Genomic DNA, 14,957 nt, shown 5'->3' with positions numbered 1-14,957 from the left:
GACGCCCCGCTGCCGGAGTCACCCGATCACCGGAGTACCCGTCTCAGGCCTGCTCGTCCTCGGGGATGCTCACCAGCCACCGGGTGGCGCGGCGGGGCCTCAGGTACAGGGCCCAGTACAGCGTGGCGACGGCGGTGATCCCGCCGGTCCAGAGCAGGTACTCGGGCTCCTGCTGGGTCAGGATGTAGGCGAGGACGAGGATGAGCGCCACGGGGACGGCGGGCCAGAGTGGCATCCGCCAGGCGGGTGCGCCGCGGTGGGCGCCTCGCCGGCAGAGCAGCGCGGCGACGGCCACCAGCAGGTACATGGCCGTGACGGAGACCCCGGTGACGCCGTAGAGCGTGTCGAGGTTGACGAAGCAGAGGGCCGCTCCGGGGATGCCGACGAGGAGCGTCGCCACCCACGGCGAGCCGAACCGGCCGAGCCGGGACAGCGCCTGGTTGACCGGCGCGGGCCAGGCCTTGTCGCGGGCGGAGGCGAACAGGACCCGGGAGTTCTGGATGACCATGACGATGCCGGCGTTGATGATCGCCAGGGCGACGCAGAGGCTGACGAACGTGCCGACGGCCGAGTTGGACCAGGCCTCGACCATGCCGCTGAGGTCGCCGGAGGTCAGGGCCGCGAGGTCGGGGGCGCCCAGGGTGATGGCGATGACGGGGACGAGGATGACGGCCGTCGAGATGGCGAGCGTGGCGAGGACCGTGCGGGCGACGTTGCGCCGCGGGTTCTCCAGCTCCTCCGAGAGGTAGACGGCCGTGGAGAAGCCCTGCGTGATGAAGAGGGCGATGGCGAGCCCGGAGACGACCATCATGGCGGTGACGGTCGAACTCGTACCGCCCGAGGAGGCGACGGAACCGTGCACGAGCGCGGAGGCGCCCCGCTCGGCGTGGGCGAACCCGAGGACGGCGACGACGCCTGCGGCGATCACTTCCAGGACCAGGAAGATGCCGGTGATCCACGCGTTCGCGCGCAGGTCGAGGAGGCCCGCGAGGGTGGCCAGGAGCATGACGCCGGCCCCGGCGAGGGAGGCGGGGATGTGCACGAGGGGGGCGAGGTAGTCGGCGGTCCCCATGGCGATGACCGGGGGCACGATCATGACGACGAGCAGGGAGAGCACGAAGACGAGCCAGCCAGCGAGCCGGCCCGCCATCGTCGACACCATGGCGTACTCGCCACCGGCGCTGGGGATGAGGGTGCCCAGCTCCGAGTAACAGAAGGCCACCGCGATACAGAGCAGCGAGCCGATCGCGATGGTGAGCGCGGTGTACGTGCCGAGGCTGGAGAACAGGTCGGGCACCACCACGAAGAGGGTGGAGGCGGGAGTCACGCAGGAGAGCGTGAGCAGGGTCCCTCCGACGACGCCGATGGAACGCTTGAGCTTCTGCGGGGTGGGTCCGGTCGCGGGGGCGAGTGCCTGTGGAGCGCTGAGCGTGTCGGTCATCGAGTCGGGTTCCGATCAACAGGTGCGGTGTCTGAGCGCGGGAGCGGTATCGCCTCCGGGACGAGGTATGGGGGATGGTTCCGGTGCTCCCGACGCGACATGCAATACCGACGCCTTCCGCAGGTCAATAGCTGTTTTCCTTCGGAATTCGTCGCCCGTAGATCACCGGCCGACGGTTTGCCGTCAAGATGGCGTCAGGGCAACGGGATCGGGGACTGCGGGAACCGCAGCGCGGCCGCTCGAAAAATTTGGTTCAAATCCATCCGGGGTTCGCCGGCGGATCCCCGGGCCGGTGCTCTGCGGACCCCGGGCCACGGCGCCGCGGACGCCGCCGTCCGGGCTCTACGGCCCCTGCGGTTCCGGGCCTTGGCCCGTAGGTCGCGATACGCCGCCTTTGGTGCGAGCCTGGATCCATGACTTGGGCGTCCTGGACGACACGCGGGGTTTACTCGGGGCACGGCGGCGTGCTCACCGAGGAGGTCGGGCCGCTGTCCGGCGACCTGACCGTCCACACCACTTGGGCCGAGGGCACGGCACAGATAACTGTGCAGTACACCGATGCGGCCGACTGGTTCACCATGGCGGGCAGTCCCGTGCCCTGCCCGTCGGAGAGAGCGAGCCGTTCGCTGCACGAAGCCGTCGTGGAGGCGGTCCGGCGGGGTTCGGCGGCCAGGGTCCCCGCGCTGCCGCCGGAACCGGGCGTCGCGGCGGGGGAAGCGGCCGCGGAGTAGCCCACGGGGCAAGACACGACGACCTGGCGGGCCTGCGCCTCAACGGCGTCCGCCGGTCCGGCGGTCAAGCATCTCCCGCCTGATCGCGGCTGCGACGGTCCCCGCCCGGTCCGAGGCCGGCTCGCGGTCGGCCTGCGCCGGGACGAATCGGTGGAGCGGGCGCGCACAGCGCGGACACGGGGAGTCGGTGGTGATCAGCCGCCCGTCCTCGCACGCCGGCTCGGCGCAGAGGCCCGGCCGGAGCAGTTGTTCGGCGATCTCCAGAGGGCTGCGGCGGCGCCCCTCCTCGTCCTTCTCCTGAAGGGTGTGGGACCAGCGTGCGTGCCACCTCCGCTCGATTCGCTCCAGGAGCTGGTCGGGGCTGCGCCCGCCCAGTTCCCGCCGGATCAGCTCGACGAGCTCGCTCGGACAGCGGCCGCCGAACTCCCGCATCAGCGGCGCCGGCAGGGCGTGCAGCAGATATCCGACCGGATCCGCCGAGGACCGCTGCCACCGGGGGCAATGACAGTCGCCGTCGGCCGAGACCGGCGTGCGGCACCGCCCGCACACCCCGCGGCAGTCACCGCAGAGCCCGTCGTCGAGACCGTCCAGGTGGCGGGCGGGTGCCCGGCCGCACTCCCGGCAGCAGGCGGCGCACGGTCCGCAGAGGCGCTCACTGCCGACGGCGGTCGTCCAGGGACGCTGCTGACACCGGCAGCAGCGCCCGCTGTCGCGGCGTGCGGGGTGGACCGCGCCCGGATCACGCCCGTAAGGAGGAAATGACATGGCTCCCGTCCCCGGGGCCGGCTCGGTGCGACGCCCGGCGGCCGTTGCCGCGCCGGGCGAGGCCACGGTCCGGCCCGCCCCGTGTCCCACCGAACCGTTTCACACCGCGATGACCACGCTCCACGGTTGACCGTATGAAGCGGCTCATTGAACGGACTGATCATGCTCTGGTGGCGGTCGAGCCCGTTCGTGAGCGATTCCGCGCCACCGGACCCGGCCGGCGCGGCCGTAGGCGGCAGGACCGGCCGGGTCGGGCGGCGGGGTCAGGGCCTGATGCTGCTGACGACGTCCGCGGTGGCCGTGAGCCCCTCCTGGATCGTGGGGGCCATGCTCGTCCCCGCGAGGAAGAACCCGAGGAGGGCGCAGACCAGGGCGTGCGAGATCTTCAGTCCGCCGTTGCGGAGGAAGATCACCGCAAGAATCAGCAGAAGCAGCACCAGTGAGATCGAAATGGCCATGCCCAACCTCCTCCGCCGCGCCGGAATTGCGGCATTCGCCGCCAGTCTGGCGGAGCGGAGGAGCCATCCGGCGCACTGGCGTGTCCGCCAAACGGGTACGGCTGGACGGTGCCGGGTTACAAGACGTCGCTCGGCCGCCTACCGCGCGCGCCGGTCCTGGTCACGGAGGAAGCGGGCGAGTCCGGCGAGGTCGTCGGTGTTGAGGTGGTCCACGCCGGCGGCCAGCAATTCGGCCCAGACCGCCTCGCGCTGCGGCCCCACCGCGTCGGGCGTCGCCCAGAAGCGCACGCGCTGACCCGCGCGGTGCGCGGCGGCGGTGATCGCGCGCAGTGCCTCCCTCTCGGCGGGCGGAACCGGCCCGTCACCGAGCCAGGTGAACGTCCCGGTCCAGCTGCCGCTGATGAGGGGGATGAACGAGGCGGGCGCCGCGGTACCGAGGTCGTCGAGCCTGCCGTCGTAGAAGGCGTACCGGGTGTGCTGGGCCTCCATCGGGGCACGGGCGGACCGGTCGCCCGAAATGACGGCGGTGACGGCCCCGGGCCGCACCCGGCCGTGTTGGAAGGACGTCAGCATCTGCCGGTGGCGGCGGAGCTGGCGGTCGAGTTCCGCGTAGGCGGCGGCACCGTCCGTCTTGATGTCGATCAGCAGTTGCACCGGTGCGCGGTCGTCGCGGAACACCGTGCCGTGGTTGGCCCGGACCCTGGCGAGGAGGGGATCGAGGTAGAGCGCGGAGAGGGTGCGGGCGGGGTCGAGACCGGTGGCCTCGTGGGCGACGAGCAGTTCACCGTCCACGAGGAAGACGTCGGCTTCGACGCTGGTGAATCCCTGGTCCAGTGCGTCGAGGAGCGGGCGCGGGTGCAGGTAGTCGTTGTGCGCGTGGGCCCGGGGCAGAGGCCGGGGACCGAGGGCACGCGGCGCTTCGCTCGCGGCGGCCCTGGGAAGGGGCACGAGAGCGCCTGTGGCCGCGGTGGCCAGTGCGGTGGTGACGACGCGGCGGCGGGTGGGGAACGCCATGGGATCTCCCGGTTGCGAGGCGTGCCGGACGGGCGGACGCGACCGAGTATGGAAGCGTCCCGCCGCAACGCGGGTGCGGTCGGGCAGAGTTGTCTCGTTCGCCGCCCGTCCGTCGGCCTGCGTTCGGCCCGCCGTGGCCGGAACCGCACGAACCGGCGCCGCCGTCCGCCGCGGTACGCGGGCACGGCAGGCAGTACGCAGGCACGGCGGTACGCAGGCATGGTGGTACGCAGGCATGGTGGAGCGGGGACGCGTGTGCACGCGCCCCCGCTCCGGGTCCGGCCGGATCGCTACGGAGCCGGCAGCTCCATCAGGGCGGCGACGGTCTCGCGGTGGTGGCCCGCCGTTCCGAAGGCCGTCGCGTCGGCCTTGGCCCGCTTCAGGTACAGGTGCGCAGGGTGCTCCCAGGTCATGCCGATGCCTCCGTGCAGCTGGACGCACTCCTCCGCGGCGTGGACGGCGACCTTGGAGCAGTACGCCTGCGCCACGGCCACGGCCAACGGCGTGTCGGGGCTGCCCGTCGCCAGCGCGTCGGCGGCGTTGCGTGCCGCGGCCCGGGCCGAGACGACCTCCAGCCAGAGCTGCGCCATGCGGTGCTTGAGCGACTGGAACGATCCGACCGGGCGGTTGAACTGGTGGCGCTCCCGGGTGTGCCGCACCGTCTCGGTCAGGCACCATTCGGCGAGTCCGAGCTGCTCCGAGGCGAGCAGTCCCGCACCGGCCAGCAGTCCGCGGTCCACCGCGGACCGCGCCGCCGCGGCGTCCGCCAGCCGGGTGCCGGTGGCGCCGGTGAGGGTGACCGTGGCGAGCGGGCGGGTGAGGTCGAGCGGGACGAGCGGCCGGACCTCGACACCGGCGGCGTCCGTGCCGACCGCGTAGAGGCCGTCGCCGGTGGGCACCAGCAGCACGTCGGCGGCCGCCGCGTCGGCGACCGGCCCGAGTGTTCCGTCGAGAGCTCCGGTCAGCACGGGCGGGGCGGACGCCGAGGCGGAGAAGGGCACGGCGAGCACCGCGACCTTGCGGCCGGCGGCCAGGTCGGCGAGCAGCGCGCCCACCGGTCCGTCCTCGGCACCGAGCGCCAGGAGCGTCTCGGTGGCGACGACGGAGCTGGTCAGATACGGCGCCGGGACCACACTGCGCCCGAGCTCCTCGATGACGACGGCGGCCTCGCGGTGGCTGGCGCCCTGGCCGCCCAGCTTCTCGGGCACCAGCAGGCCGGCGGCGCCGATGTCGGCGGCCAGGGCGCTCCAGAGCTGCGCGTCGTACGGCGTGTCGGACTCGGTGCGGGCGATCACCGTCGGCGCGTCGGCCCGGTCGGCGAGCAGGGAGCGGACCGCGGCGCGCAGATCCTCCTCGGCTTCCGAGTACAGCAGGTCCGGTGCCTGGCTCGGTTCGGTCGGTGCGGTCATCGGGAGAGGTCCTTCCAGGCGACGTCCTTGTCGTTGCGCGGCTCGGCGGGCAGACCGAGCACGCGTTCGGCGACGATGTTGAGCAGTACCTCGCTCGTGCCGCCCTCGATGGAGTTGCCCTTGGAGCGGAGGTAGCGGTAGCCGGCGTCGCGTCCGGTGAAGTCGACGTGCTCCGGTCGGCGCATCGTCCAGTCGCCGTACAACAGCCCGTCGTCTCCGAGGAGTTCCACTTCCAGGCCGCTGATCTCCTGGTTGAGCCGGGCGAAGGCGAGCTTCATGCCGGAGCCCTCGGGACCCGGCTGTCCCGCGACGAGCTGCTGGCGCAGGCGCTCCCCGGCGAGCCGGGCCACCTCGGCCTCGACCCAGAGGGTCAGGAGGCGCTGGTGCAGGTCGTGGGTGCGCAGTTCGGGGCGTTCGCGCCAGGTCCGGGCGAGGGGACCGATCATGCCGCCCTCGCGCGGGATGCGGGATCCGCCGATGGAGACGCGCTCGTTCATGAGGGTCGTCTGCGCGACCTTCCAGCCCTCCCCCACCGCTCCGAGCCGCCGGCTGTCGGGGATGCGGACGCCGGTGAGGAAGACCTCGTTGAACTCGGCCTCACCGGTGATCTGGCGCAGCGGCCGCACCTCGACGCCGGGATCGGTCATGTCGCAGATGAAGTAGGTGATACCGCGGTGCTTGGGCACGTCCGGGTCGGTGCGGGCGATGAGGATCGCCCAGCGTGCCACGTGGGCGCTGGACGTCCAGACCTTCTGCCCGTCGACCACCCAGTCCGCCCCGTCGCGCACGGCACGGGTACCGAGGGCCGCGAGGTCGGAGCCGGCGCCCGGCTCGCTGAAGAGCTGGCACCACACCTCCTCGCCGACCCACAGGGGGCGCAGGAAGCGCTGCTTCTGTTCGTCCGTGCCGAAGCCGAGGATGGTGGGGGCCGCCATGCCGAGGCCGATGCCGATGCGGCGCGGGTCGTTGTCCGGGGCGTTCGCCGCGGCGAGTTCGGCGTCGACCACGGGCTGGAGGGAGCGGGGCGCGTCGAGGCCGCCGAGGCCGGCCGGGTAGTGCACCCAGGCGAGTCCGGCATCGAAGCGCGCCTTGAGGAAGTCGGTGCGGTCCGTGGTGGCCGGTGGGTGGGCGGCGAGCAGTTCGCGGGTGCGGCGGCGCAGGTCCGCGGCGTCCGGGGCGGTCATCGGGCGGCTCCTGACGGGAGGACGACGATGCGGCCGGTGCTGGTGCCTTCGGCGACACGCTGGACGGCGGCCGCTGCCCCGTCCATCGCGACCCGTTCGCTGATGAGCGGCTTGATGACACCCTGCTCGGCGAGCCGGGTGAGCTCCTCGTGGCAGTCGCGGACCGCCTGCGGGTCCTTGGTGTTGTACAGGCCCCAGTGGAGCCCGACCACGGAGTAGTTCTTCACCAGGGCGTGGTTGAGCCCCGGGGTGGGGATGACGCCGCTGGCGAAGCCGACGACGATCACCCGGCCCTCGAAGGCGATGCACTTCACGGACTTGGCGTACGCGTCGCCGCCGACCGGGTCGTACACCACGTCGGCGCCGCGGCCGCCGGTGAACTCCTTGACCGCGGCGACGATGTCCTCGGTGCTGCGGTCGATGACCAGGTCGCACCCGAGCCCGGCCGCGATCTTGGCCTTCTCGGGGCCTCCGACCACACCGATCACGGTGGCGCCGGCGGCCTTGCCGAGCTGTACGGCCGCGCTGCCGACGCCGCCTGCCGCGGCATGGACGAGGAGGGTCTCGCCGGCCTGGAGGTGTGCCCGGCGGTGCAGTCCGAACCAGCCGGTCTGGTAGCCGATGTGCAGCGCCGCCGCCTCGGCGTCGTCCAGGGCGTCCGGGACCGGCAGCAGGGCCGCTTCGTCCGCGACGACGTACTGGGCGAATCCGCCGTTGGGCAGCGCGGGGGTGGCGAGCACCCGGCGCCCGTCCTCGGTCCTGCCGCAGATCTCCACCCCGGGAGTGAACGGGAGCGGAGGCCGCACCTGGTACTGGCCGCGGCAGAGCAGCGCGTCGGGGAAGTTGATGTTCGCCGCGAGCACCTCGATGAGCACCTGCCCGTCGCCGGGCGTGGGCCGGTCCACTTCTTCGAGCCGCATCACCTCGCTCGGCTCGCCGTTCCGGTGCACTCGCCATGCCTGCATGAAGGGCCTCCACAAGACTGTCGGCATTACCACTGCTCCGGCGCATACTAAGCGGTCGCTTGCCCCTCTGGGAACAGCCTGACGGTGACCGGTCCGGCCGAGTGCGGGCATGGGGGTGCGCCCGCCCCCGCCCCCGGGAGGGCCTGCGGCGGGCAGCGGGCGCGCGGGCGGGCCGAGCCGCTCCCTACGGTTCGGCGCGCCGAGAGGCGTCAGCGCGCGAAGAGCTCGAAGGCGACCGCGGGGCGGCCCCCGAAGCGCTCGGCGGACGCCTGCGCGTTGCCGGTGAGGAAGGTGCGGCAGTACGCCTCGGGGTCCTCGTCCGTGAGCACTTCGATGTACGTGCGGTGCGCGAGGAGCGACTGCACCGACCGCTCGAGACCGGCCGTCGCGTCGACGGCGTGCGTGGGCGTGGACGATCCGGCCACGGCCACCCAGCGCACGCCGTTCCACGGCGCGAGACCCTGCTGGGTCAGTTCCGGGAAGATCCAGCGGTTGCCGGCGTCGGCCACCGCGTCCAGCGTCGCCCGGCCGACCGCGCGGTGGTCGGGGGTGTTCCAGGCGACACCGCCCCACGTGTCACGGTGGTTCAGTGTGATCACCAGCTCCGGCCGGTGGCGGCGGACGGCCGCCGCGATGTCGCGGCGCAGAGCGATGCCGTACTCGATCACGCCGTCGCGGTGATCGAGGAACTCGACGCGGGAGACTCCGACGACCGCCGCGCTCGCACGCTGCTCCTGCTCGCGCAGCGGCGCGCACCTCTCCGGGTCGAGCGTGTCGATCCCGGCCTCGCCCCGGGTGGCCAGGAGGTAGGTGATCTCGCGCCCGTCATCGGTCCAGCCGGCGACCGCCGCCGCACAGCCGTACTCCAGGTCGTCGGGGTGAGCGACGACGGCGAGCGCGCGCTGCCAGTTCGTGGGCATGGGTTCGAGTTGCTCCGTCATGCCCGCAGGCTAAGGGCTGTCCCGCATTCCTGGTGGATCAGCGCGCGACGTCGGATGCGGCGCATCGCAAGACGGAGAGGCTTCCGCATACAGGATGGATTCGGGCGTTCCGACAACGCGGCGAGGTGCCGTGGCCCTCGTCGCGCGCCCGCCAGGAGTTGCGGGACAGCCTTAGGGCCTGGGCGGAGTCGCCGGCGATACCGCGGACCCGCTCCGCACAGGCCCTGACGGCCCGGCGCGGACGGCCAATCCCGGCGCCCGGCCGCTCCGCACTCAGGCCGGCGAGAGGAACTGCCTCCAGGCGTGCCCGCCTCCGGTCCCGGTCCGCGGGCTCGCCGCCGCCGTCGTCGGCCATGCAGTACTGGAGTCCCGTCGCGATGACCGGGAAGCCCGCCCGGCGAGCTCCCGCGCAACAGCCGCCATCCGGGTGACGACGCCCTCGCACTAGCGCCCTTCCTCGATCATTCTGATTCCGGTGAGCTGACCCGGGGCACGCCGCAGACGAGGGAGCACCGATTTCAGTTCATCGGCCGCCGTGCCGAGTTCCACACGCTCTCCCCTCAATACCCCAGGCGGTATTCTGACGGGTCCGGGGCAGGAGAGACCCAGTCTCTGCCTCACACCCGGTGAACGAAAGGAAACACTGCCCGTGACCAGCCCCGTATCCCTCTCCCCCGCCCAGGCCGCCGCCCGGCTCGCGGACTTCACCGTGATCGACGTGCGCGCCCCCGGCGAATACGCCTCGGGGCACGTCCCCGGGGCGCTGAACATCCCGCTCGACCGTCTCTCCGAAGCGGTGCCCGCACTCAAGTCCGCCTCGGCCCGGGGCGCCCTGCTCGTGGTCTGCGCCTCGGGCGTCCGCTCCACGCGGGCCTGCGACATCCTCTCGGCCGCCGACATCGACGCGGCGACGCTCTCCGGTGGCACCTCCGCCTGGGAGGGCGAGGGCCACGGTCTCGACCGTCCGGAGGGCGGGCGGGCCACCTGGCCGATGGAGCGCCAGGTGCGGCTCGCCGCCGGCTCGCTCGTGGTGGCGGGTCTGCTGGCCGGCGTGCGCCGCCCGGCCGCGCGCTGGCTGTCCGCCGGCATCGGCGCGGGTCTCGTCTTCTCCGCCGTCACCAACACCTGCGGCATGGCGGCGGTGCTCTCGAAGCTCCCGCACAACCGCGCCCCGCAGTCGGCCGCGAACCTGAACGCGACGCTGGACGCGCTTCAGGGCTGATGCCCCAGGGCTGACCCGCCGACGGCGTGAAGGAGCCGGCCGCACCCCCCTGCGACCGGCTCCTTCACGTACCGGGACTCATTCCGCGCCGCGGGGGCTTCCCGTAACGGGGCTCATTCCGCATCGCGGGCCTTCGCGTACCGGGCGTCAGACTTCCACGCGGGCCTTCGCCTGCCTGGACTCGGACTCAGACCTCGTCGCGGACCAGGGCGAGCAGCCGGTCCAGCACCCGCGGGCCGCCCGCGCGCAGCCCGTCGTGTTCGAACTCGTCCGTCACCCAGGTCCGCAATCCCCGGATCGCGGCGGCGGTGCGCAGCGCGTGCGCGGTGTCCACGTACATGTCGTCGTGGTAGACGGCGGCGGCCACCGGCACCTCGTTGGCGGCCAGCCGCCCGGTGTCGTACAGCGGCTCCCAGCCCCCGCGGGTGGCGAGCAGCTCCGCCGTCTCGCGCAGCGGCCGCAGCGCCGGGTCGACGTCGAAGTGCCAGGGGTGGATGCTCTCGCCCGTGAACAGGACCGGACCATCGCCCTTGAGAGAGATCTCCGCGTCGAACTGGGGGAACTCCGCCCGGACCCGCTCGGCCGCCCAGCCGGTGGGGCGCTCGTCCTGTCCGTAGATGGCCTCGTGCAGGAGTGCGTACAGGGGGTGGCCGGCGAACGAGCCGGCCGTGCGCATGGCCTCCTGGAAGGTGTCGGAGAGTTCCTTGCCGTACGGGGTCCTGACGAAGGCGTTCTCCAGCAGATAGTGCAGCTGGTGACTGCCGTTGCTCCCGCCCAGCATGATGCCGAGGGACTGGAACCCCTCGGGCGTCAGCCGGTGTCCGGCGCTGTCCGGGCGTTGCTCCGCGAGGTGAGCGGTGATCTCCCGGGCGCGCTCGACGTCCTGCGGGTAGCGGGCGTAGTGCGCGGCGACCTTCCGCTCGATCCTCGGGTACGCGGCCCGGTAGACCTCGTCCGCGTGGGCGTCGAGGGAGGGCAGGCCGCCGGTGATCAGGACGGTGCTGAGGCCCTCCGGTGCGGCCGAGAGGTAGCGGACGGCGCAGAATCCGCCGAAGGACTGGCCGAGGACGGTCCAGGGCGCTCCGCCGGTCAGCTGCGGCCGGATCAGCTCGCAGTCCCGCACGATGCTGTCGGACCGGAAGTGCGCGAGGTAGTCGGCCTGCTCACGCGGACCGCCGCGCAGTGGCAGGGTCTGCCGGTTGGCCGGGGTGGACAGCCCGGTGCCGCGCTGGTCCAGGAGCAGCACCCGGAACTCCTTCACCGCCCGGCCCAGCCATGCCTCGGCCCCGGCGAAGCGGCGCGCGCCGAAGCCCGGGCCGCCCTCCAGGTAGAGCAGCCACGGCAGTTCCTCGCCCGCCCGGGAGCCGGCCACCACCTCGCGGCCGAAGATCTCGATCTGCTCACCGCCGGGGTCGCTGTGGTCGAGCGGCACGGTGAAGAACCGGTCGGTGAGGACGAGGCCGGGCTGTCGGTAGCTGTTCAAGGGGGCTCCTGGATCGATGGTTCACGGACAGTTCAGCACAGCGCCGTGCCCCGGACGGTCCCGGCCCGTGTGCGACGGACCCGCCCGGCTCCTACCGTGCACTCATGATCCGGTTCGAGCAGGTCGGCAAGGTCTATCCGGACGGGACGACCGCGGTCCACGACCTGTCGTTCGAGGTCGCCGAGGGGGAGCTGGTGACGCTGGTCGGCCCTTCGGGCTGCGGCAAGACCACCACGATGATGATGGTGAACCGGCTGATCGATCCGACCTCGGGCCGCATCCTGGTCGACGGCCGGGACATCGCGAAGACCGACCCGGTGAAACTGCGCCGCCGGATCGGCTACGTCATCCAGCAGGTGGGCCTCTTCCCGCACCGGACCGTCCTCGACAACACCGCGACGGTCCCGGCACTGGTCGGCTGGAAGCGGTCCCGGGCCCGGGCCCGGGCGGCCGAGCTGCTGGACCTGGTGGGCCTGGACCCGGGGACGTACGGCTCCCGGTACCCCGCCCAGCTCTCGGGCGGCCAGCGCCAGCGGGTCGGGGTGGCCCGGGCCCTCGCGGCGGACCCGCCGGTGCTCCTGATGGACGAGCCGTTCGGCGCGGTGGACCCAGTGGTGCGGGAGAGGCTGCAGAACGAGTTCCTGAACCTGCAGGCGACGGTCCGGAAGACGGTCCTGATGGTCACCCACGACATCGAGGAGGCCGTGCGGATGGGCGACCGCGTCGCGGTGTACGGGGAGGGGCGCATCGAGCAGTTGGACAGCCCGGGCGCGGTGCTGGGGTCGCCCGCCACCCCGTACGTCGCCCGGTTCGTCGGCGCCGACCGCGGGCTGAAGCGGCTGTCGGTCACCACGATCGAACCGGAGGACCTGGAGGAGCCGCCGGTCGCCCGGCTGGACGAGCGGACTCCGGCGGCGGCGGCCCGGCTCGGCGCCGCCGGCGCGCGGTGGGCGGTGGTGCTGAACGACGCCGGTGAGCTGCACGGCTGGGTGTCGGCCGACGCGCTGCGGATCGCCGGTGAGCACGGCACGGTGGCTGAGCTCGCCCGCCGGATGGACGCGTGGGTGCCGGTGGGCGCGCCGCTCAAGCAGGCGTTCAGCGAGATGCTCCAGCACGACGCGGGGTGGGTGGCGGTGCTGGACGGGGCCCGCTTCCTCGGTGTGCTGACACCGGCCAAGCTCCATGAGGCCCTGCGGCGTTCGGTGGACGCGGACGCGCAGGGCGTGGGACGCGACGAGGTGCAGTTCGACTCGGTGGCGGACGCGTGAGGGCGGCTCCGGGACGCAGGGGGGCGTGCGGACGCCCGAGGTGCGCCGGCGGCGTCGGGCGGGTCACTCCCCGGCGACGTACCGCCAGAAGTCCCGCATCGTCCCGGGCGGCTTGGGGCCCGCCATCTCCACCTGGCTGAGCATGATCGCGACGGTGCCGGTGGCCGGGATGATGTGCGCCGTGGTGCCGGTGCCGCCGACCCAGCCGTAGCGGCCCGGCACGTTCCACGGGTCGGTCTTCTCGACGTCCACCGAGCCCCCGAACCCCCAGCCCTGTCCCTCGGTGAACAGTCCGCTCGCCTTGCGCTGCGCGGCGGTCAGGTGGTCGGTCGTCATCTGCCGTACCGACGCGCGGGTCAGCAGAGCGCGGTCGCCCGCGGTCCCGCCGGCGAGCAGCATCCGTCCGAAGGCGTACCAGTCACGGGCGGTGGAAACCAGGCCGCCGGCCGCGGACGGGAAGTCCGGCATGCTGCTCCACTGTCCGTCGGGGGCGTCGGCGAGTTCGAGCTCTCCCGCCTCACCTGTCCGGTAGTAGCTGGTGAACCGGTGAAGCTTATGGGCGGGCACCTCGAACCCGGTGTCGTCCATGCCGAGCGGTTCGAAGAGCCGCTCGGCCAGGAACTCCGGCAGCGGCTTCCCGGAGGCCCGGGCGATCAGGACGCCCAGGATGTCCGAGCAGGTGTTGTACAGCCATGCTTCCCCCGGCTGGTGCAGCAGCGGGATGCGCGACAGCTTCGCCATCCAGTCGGCCGGGGCGGGGACGGCCCGGGGCCGTGGCGGGGCCTGCTTCAGCTCGCTGAACAGGGGTGCGACGGCGGGCAGCGAGAAGTCGGACGGGAATCCGTATCCGGCCCGGAAGGTCAGCAGGTCCAGCACGGTCAGCGGCCGGGCGGCCGGGACCACGTCGTCGAGAGGGCTCCCGGGGGTCCGCACGACCATGGGCGCCCTCAGTTCGGGGAGCCAGGGCGTCACCGGGTCGTCCAGCGCGATCCTGCCGTCCTCGACCAGCATCATGGCGGCCGCCGCGGTGATCGGTTTGGTGACCGAGGCGATCCGGAAGATCGAGTCCGGGGCCATCGGGGCGGAGCCGTCGGCGTCGACACTGCCCACCGCCTGCACGTCCACCCGGTCTCCCCGGGCCACCAGGCCCACGGCTCCCGGCACCGAACCGTCGCGTACGTGCGTCTCCAGTACCTCGCGCAGGGTGCTCATCTCTCCGCCTTCTCGCTCGTCGCCCAGGTCGTTCCTCACCATGACTCCCGCGACGCCGCGAACTCATCGGGCCGCGCCGGGCGGCCCGCCGTCGCCACCGGAGGGCCGCCCGCCGTTCCGCGTGTCAGGGGGCGGGAAGACGTGTCAGGGGGACGGGAGGAGAAGCCGCACGGCGAGCACCGTGATCAGGGTGCTGGAGGCCAGCGCCGTGACCAGCCTCCCGCGGCTCCCCGTCAGCGCCCGCCCCAGCAGCGCCCCGCCGCCCGCGACGAGGAGCTGCCAGCTGGCTGACGCGGCGAAGGCGGCGAGGACGAAGACGGCCCGGTGCAGCGGGGCCGACGCGGCGACCGCCTCGCTGCCGAGGACCAGGGCCGCGAAGTAGACGACGGTCATCGGGTTCATCAGGGTGAGCGTCAGCAGTGCGGCGTACGCCCGTGCCGGGCCGGGCGGGGGGCCGTCATCACCTGGGGCCGCGCCGCCGCCGCGGTGTGCGCGCAGCGCGGCTGACGCCCCGCGAAGCGCGAGGGCCACGAGCACGGCGGCGGACGCCCACCGGAAGGGAAGCATGAGGGGCTCGATGAGCGGGGTGAGCGTCGAGCCCCCGACGACGGCGATCAGTGCGTAGAGCCCGTCCGCACTCGCGACGCCGAGCGCGGCGAGGATCCCGGTCCTCAACGAGGTACGTGTGGTGAGGGCGACGAGGTAGGCCGCGACGGCTCCGACCGGGATGGCGATGCCGTACCCGGCGAGGAGCCCCGCGACCAGGGCGGCGGTCATCCGCCGTGGCGTGGCCGCTTCCGCGGGGGGCCCGGCTGCTGTCGGCCGCTCGCCACCGGTCGGTCGGCGGGCGTCGGCAGCGGGAGC

14 protein-coding genes and 1 pseudogene are annotated in these 14,957 nt (G+C 73.0%); 3 read left to right on the top strand and 12 right to left on the bottom strand.

Translation table 11 applies throughout. From position 1 onward, the window contains the following. Nucleotides 1-43: 43 nt before the first annotated feature. The gene (locus E6R60_RS08550; protein WP_136325825.1) at nucleotides 44-1,441 is read right to left on the bottom strand and encodes an APC family permease; all 1,398 of its coding nucleotides are present in this window, start codon (nucleotides 1,439-1,441) and stop codon (nucleotides 44-46) included. Between the two features lie 413 nt (nucleotides 1,442-1,854). Between E6R60_RS08550 and E6R60_RS08545 the strand changes: the two genes are divergently transcribed. Further along, entirely contained in the window at nucleotides 1,855-2,172 is a 318-nt protein-coding gene (locus tag E6R60_RS08545) for a hypothetical protein (protein ID WP_136325824.1), read from the top strand. A gap of 39 nt (nucleotides 2,173-2,211) precedes the next feature. Here E6R60_RS08545 and E6R60_RS08540 read toward each other — a convergent pair whose 3' ends face one another. The 8 genes and pseudogenes from E6R60_RS08540 to E6R60_RS37240 all read right to left on the bottom strand — a co-directional run. Beyond that, nucleotides 2,212-2,937 carry a hypothetical protein gene (locus tag E6R60_RS08540; protein WP_136325823.1) on the bottom strand — a complete coding sequence of 242 codons (726 nt, stop codon included), beginning with the start codon at nucleotides 2,935-2,937 and terminating at the stop codon, nucleotides 2,212-2,214. Between the two features lie 263 nt (nucleotides 2,938-3,200). After that, nucleotides 3,201-3,395 (bottom strand): hypothetical protein, encoded by a 195-nt coding sequence (locus E6R60_RS08535; RefSeq protein WP_136325822.1) that lies wholly within the window; start codon nucleotides 3,393-3,395, stop codon nucleotides 3,201-3,203. A gap of 138 nt (nucleotides 3,396-3,533) precedes the next feature. Next, nucleotides 3,534-4,409, bottom strand: a complete 876-nt coding sequence (locus E6R60_RS08530) for a phosphatidylinositol-specific phospholipase C/glycerophosphodiester phosphodiesterase family protein (RefSeq protein ID WP_136325821.1) — start codon at nucleotides 4,407-4,409, stop codon at nucleotides 3,534-3,536. Between the two features lie 290 nt (nucleotides 4,410-4,699). Continuing rightward, nucleotides 4,700-5,818 carry an acyl-CoA dehydrogenase family protein gene (locus tag E6R60_RS08525; RefSeq protein ID WP_136325820.1) on the bottom strand — a complete coding sequence of 373 codons (1,119 nt, stop codon included), beginning with the start codon at nucleotides 5,816-5,818 and terminating at the stop codon, nucleotides 4,700-4,702. After that, complete coding sequence (locus E6R60_RS08520) at nucleotides 5,815-7,002, bottom strand: acyl-CoA dehydrogenase family protein (RefSeq protein WP_136325819.1); 1,188 nt, start codon at nucleotides 7,000-7,002, stop codon at nucleotides 5,815-5,817. Before E6R60_RS08520 ends, E6R60_RS08525 begins: the two co-directional genes overlap by 4 nt. Then, nucleotides 6,999-7,967, bottom strand: coding sequence for an NADPH:quinone oxidoreductase family protein (locus E6R60_RS08515; RefSeq protein ID WP_136325818.1), 969 nt, complete (start codon nucleotides 7,965-7,967; stop codon nucleotides 6,999-7,001). The genes E6R60_RS08520 and E6R60_RS08515 overlap by 4 nt, the downstream gene beginning before the upstream one ends. Nucleotides 7,968-8,176: 209 nt before the next feature. Next, the gene (locus E6R60_RS08510; RefSeq protein ID WP_136325817.1) at nucleotides 8,177-8,908 is read right to left on the bottom strand and encodes a PIG-L deacetylase family protein; all 732 of its coding nucleotides are present in this window, start codon (nucleotides 8,906-8,908) and stop codon (nucleotides 8,177-8,179) included. 280 nt (nucleotides 8,909-9,188) lie between these two features. After that, nucleotides 9,189-9,457 (bottom strand): annotated as a pseudogene (locus E6R60_RS37240) (metal-sensitive transcriptional regulator); the annotation flags it as partial. Between the two features lie 100 nt (nucleotides 9,458-9,557). On the opposite strand from E6R60_RS37240, the gene E6R60_RS08500 reads away from it, so the two are divergent. Then, nucleotides 9,558-10,130 carry a rhodanese-like domain-containing protein gene (locus tag E6R60_RS08500; protein ID WP_136325816.1) on the top strand — a complete coding sequence of 191 codons (573 nt, stop codon included), beginning with the start codon at nucleotides 9,558-9,560 and terminating at the stop codon, nucleotides 10,128-10,130. Nucleotides 10,131-10,317: 187 nt separating this feature from the next. Here E6R60_RS08500 and E6R60_RS08495 read toward each other — a convergent pair whose 3' ends face one another. Further along, a complete protein-coding gene (locus E6R60_RS08495) occupies nucleotides 10,318-11,613 on the bottom strand; it encodes an alpha/beta fold hydrolase (RefSeq protein ID WP_136325815.1) in 1,296 nt (431 codons plus the stop codon). Nucleotides 11,614-11,717: 104 nt separating this feature from the next. Here E6R60_RS08495 and E6R60_RS08490 point away from each other — a divergent pair, with 104 nt between their 5' ends. Further along, entirely contained in the window at nucleotides 11,718-12,881 is a 1,164-nt protein-coding gene (locus E6R60_RS08490) for a betaine/proline/choline family ABC transporter ATP-binding protein (RefSeq protein WP_136325814.1), read from the top strand. 63 nt (nucleotides 12,882-12,944) lie between these two features. Here the strand turns inward: E6R60_RS08490 and E6R60_RS08485 are convergent, their stop codons facing one another. Together E6R60_RS08485 and E6R60_RS08480 are read right to left on the bottom strand one after the other, a co-directional pair. Continuing rightward, nucleotides 12,945-14,093, bottom strand: a complete 1,149-nt coding sequence (locus E6R60_RS08485) for a serine hydrolase domain-containing protein (protein WP_136326023.1) — start codon at nucleotides 14,091-14,093, stop codon at nucleotides 12,945-12,947. Nucleotides 14,094-14,237: 144 nt separating this feature from the next. Continuing rightward, nucleotides 14,238-14,870, bottom strand: a complete 633-nt coding sequence (locus E6R60_RS08480) for a LysE family transporter (RefSeq protein WP_136325813.1) — start codon at nucleotides 14,868-14,870, stop codon at nucleotides 14,238-14,240. Nucleotides 14,871-14,957 lie beyond the last annotated feature (87 nt).

This window comes from Streptomyces sp. A0642 (assembly GCF_004795105.1).
In the GTDB taxonomy this organism is placed as follows: Bacteria; Actinomycetota; Actinomycetes; order Streptomycetales; family Streptomycetaceae; genus Streptomyces.
The sequence above is the reverse complement of the archived record's forward strand: the minus strand, read 5'-3'. Positions and strand labels throughout refer to the sequence as shown.

Coding starts and splice junctions, on each gene's coding strand:
- E6R60_RS08535 (WP_136325822.1), bottom strand. CDS start 3,395: ATGGCCATTTCGATCTCACTGGTGCTGCTTCTGCTGATTCTTGCGGTG.
- E6R60_RS08525 (WP_136325820.1), bottom strand. CDS start 5,818: ATGACCGCACCGACCGAACCGAGCCAGGCACCGGACCTGCTGTACTCG.
- E6R60_RS08480 (WP_136325813.1), bottom strand. CDS start 14,870: ATGACCGCCGCCCTGGTCGCGGGGCTCCTCGCCGGGTACGGCATCGCC.
- E6R60_RS08540 (WP_136325823.1), bottom strand. CDS start 2,937: ATGTCATTTCCTCCTTACGGGCGTGATCCGGGCGCGGTCCACCCCGCA.
- E6R60_RS08485 (WP_136326023.1), bottom strand. CDS start 14,093: ATGAGCACCCTGCGCGAGGTACTGGAGACGCACGTACGCGACGGTTCG.
- E6R60_RS08515 (WP_136325818.1), bottom strand. CDS start 7,967: ATGCAGGCATGGCGAGTGCACCGGAACGGCGAGCCGAGCGAGGTGATG.
- E6R60_RS08510 (WP_136325817.1), bottom strand. CDS start 8,908: ATGACGGAGCAACTCGAACCCATGCCCACGAACTGGCAGCGCGCGCTC.
- E6R60_RS08520 (WP_136325819.1), bottom strand. CDS start 7,002: ATGACCGCCCCGGACGCCGCGGACCTGCGCCGCCGCACCCGCGAACTG.
- E6R60_RS08530 (WP_136325821.1), bottom strand. CDS start 4,409: ATGGCGTTCCCCACCCGCCGCCGCGTCGTCACCACCGCACTGGCCACC.
- E6R60_RS08490 (WP_136325814.1), top strand. CDS start 11,718: ATGATCCGGTTCGAGCAGGTCGGCAAGGTCTATCCGGACGGGACGACC.
- E6R60_RS08550 (WP_136325825.1), bottom strand. CDS start 1,441: ATGACCGACACGCTCAGCGCTCCACAGGCACTCGCCCCCGCGACCGGA.
- E6R60_RS08545 (WP_136325824.1), top strand. CDS start 1,855: ATGACTTGGGCGTCCTGGACGACACGCGGGGTTTACTCGGGGCACGGC.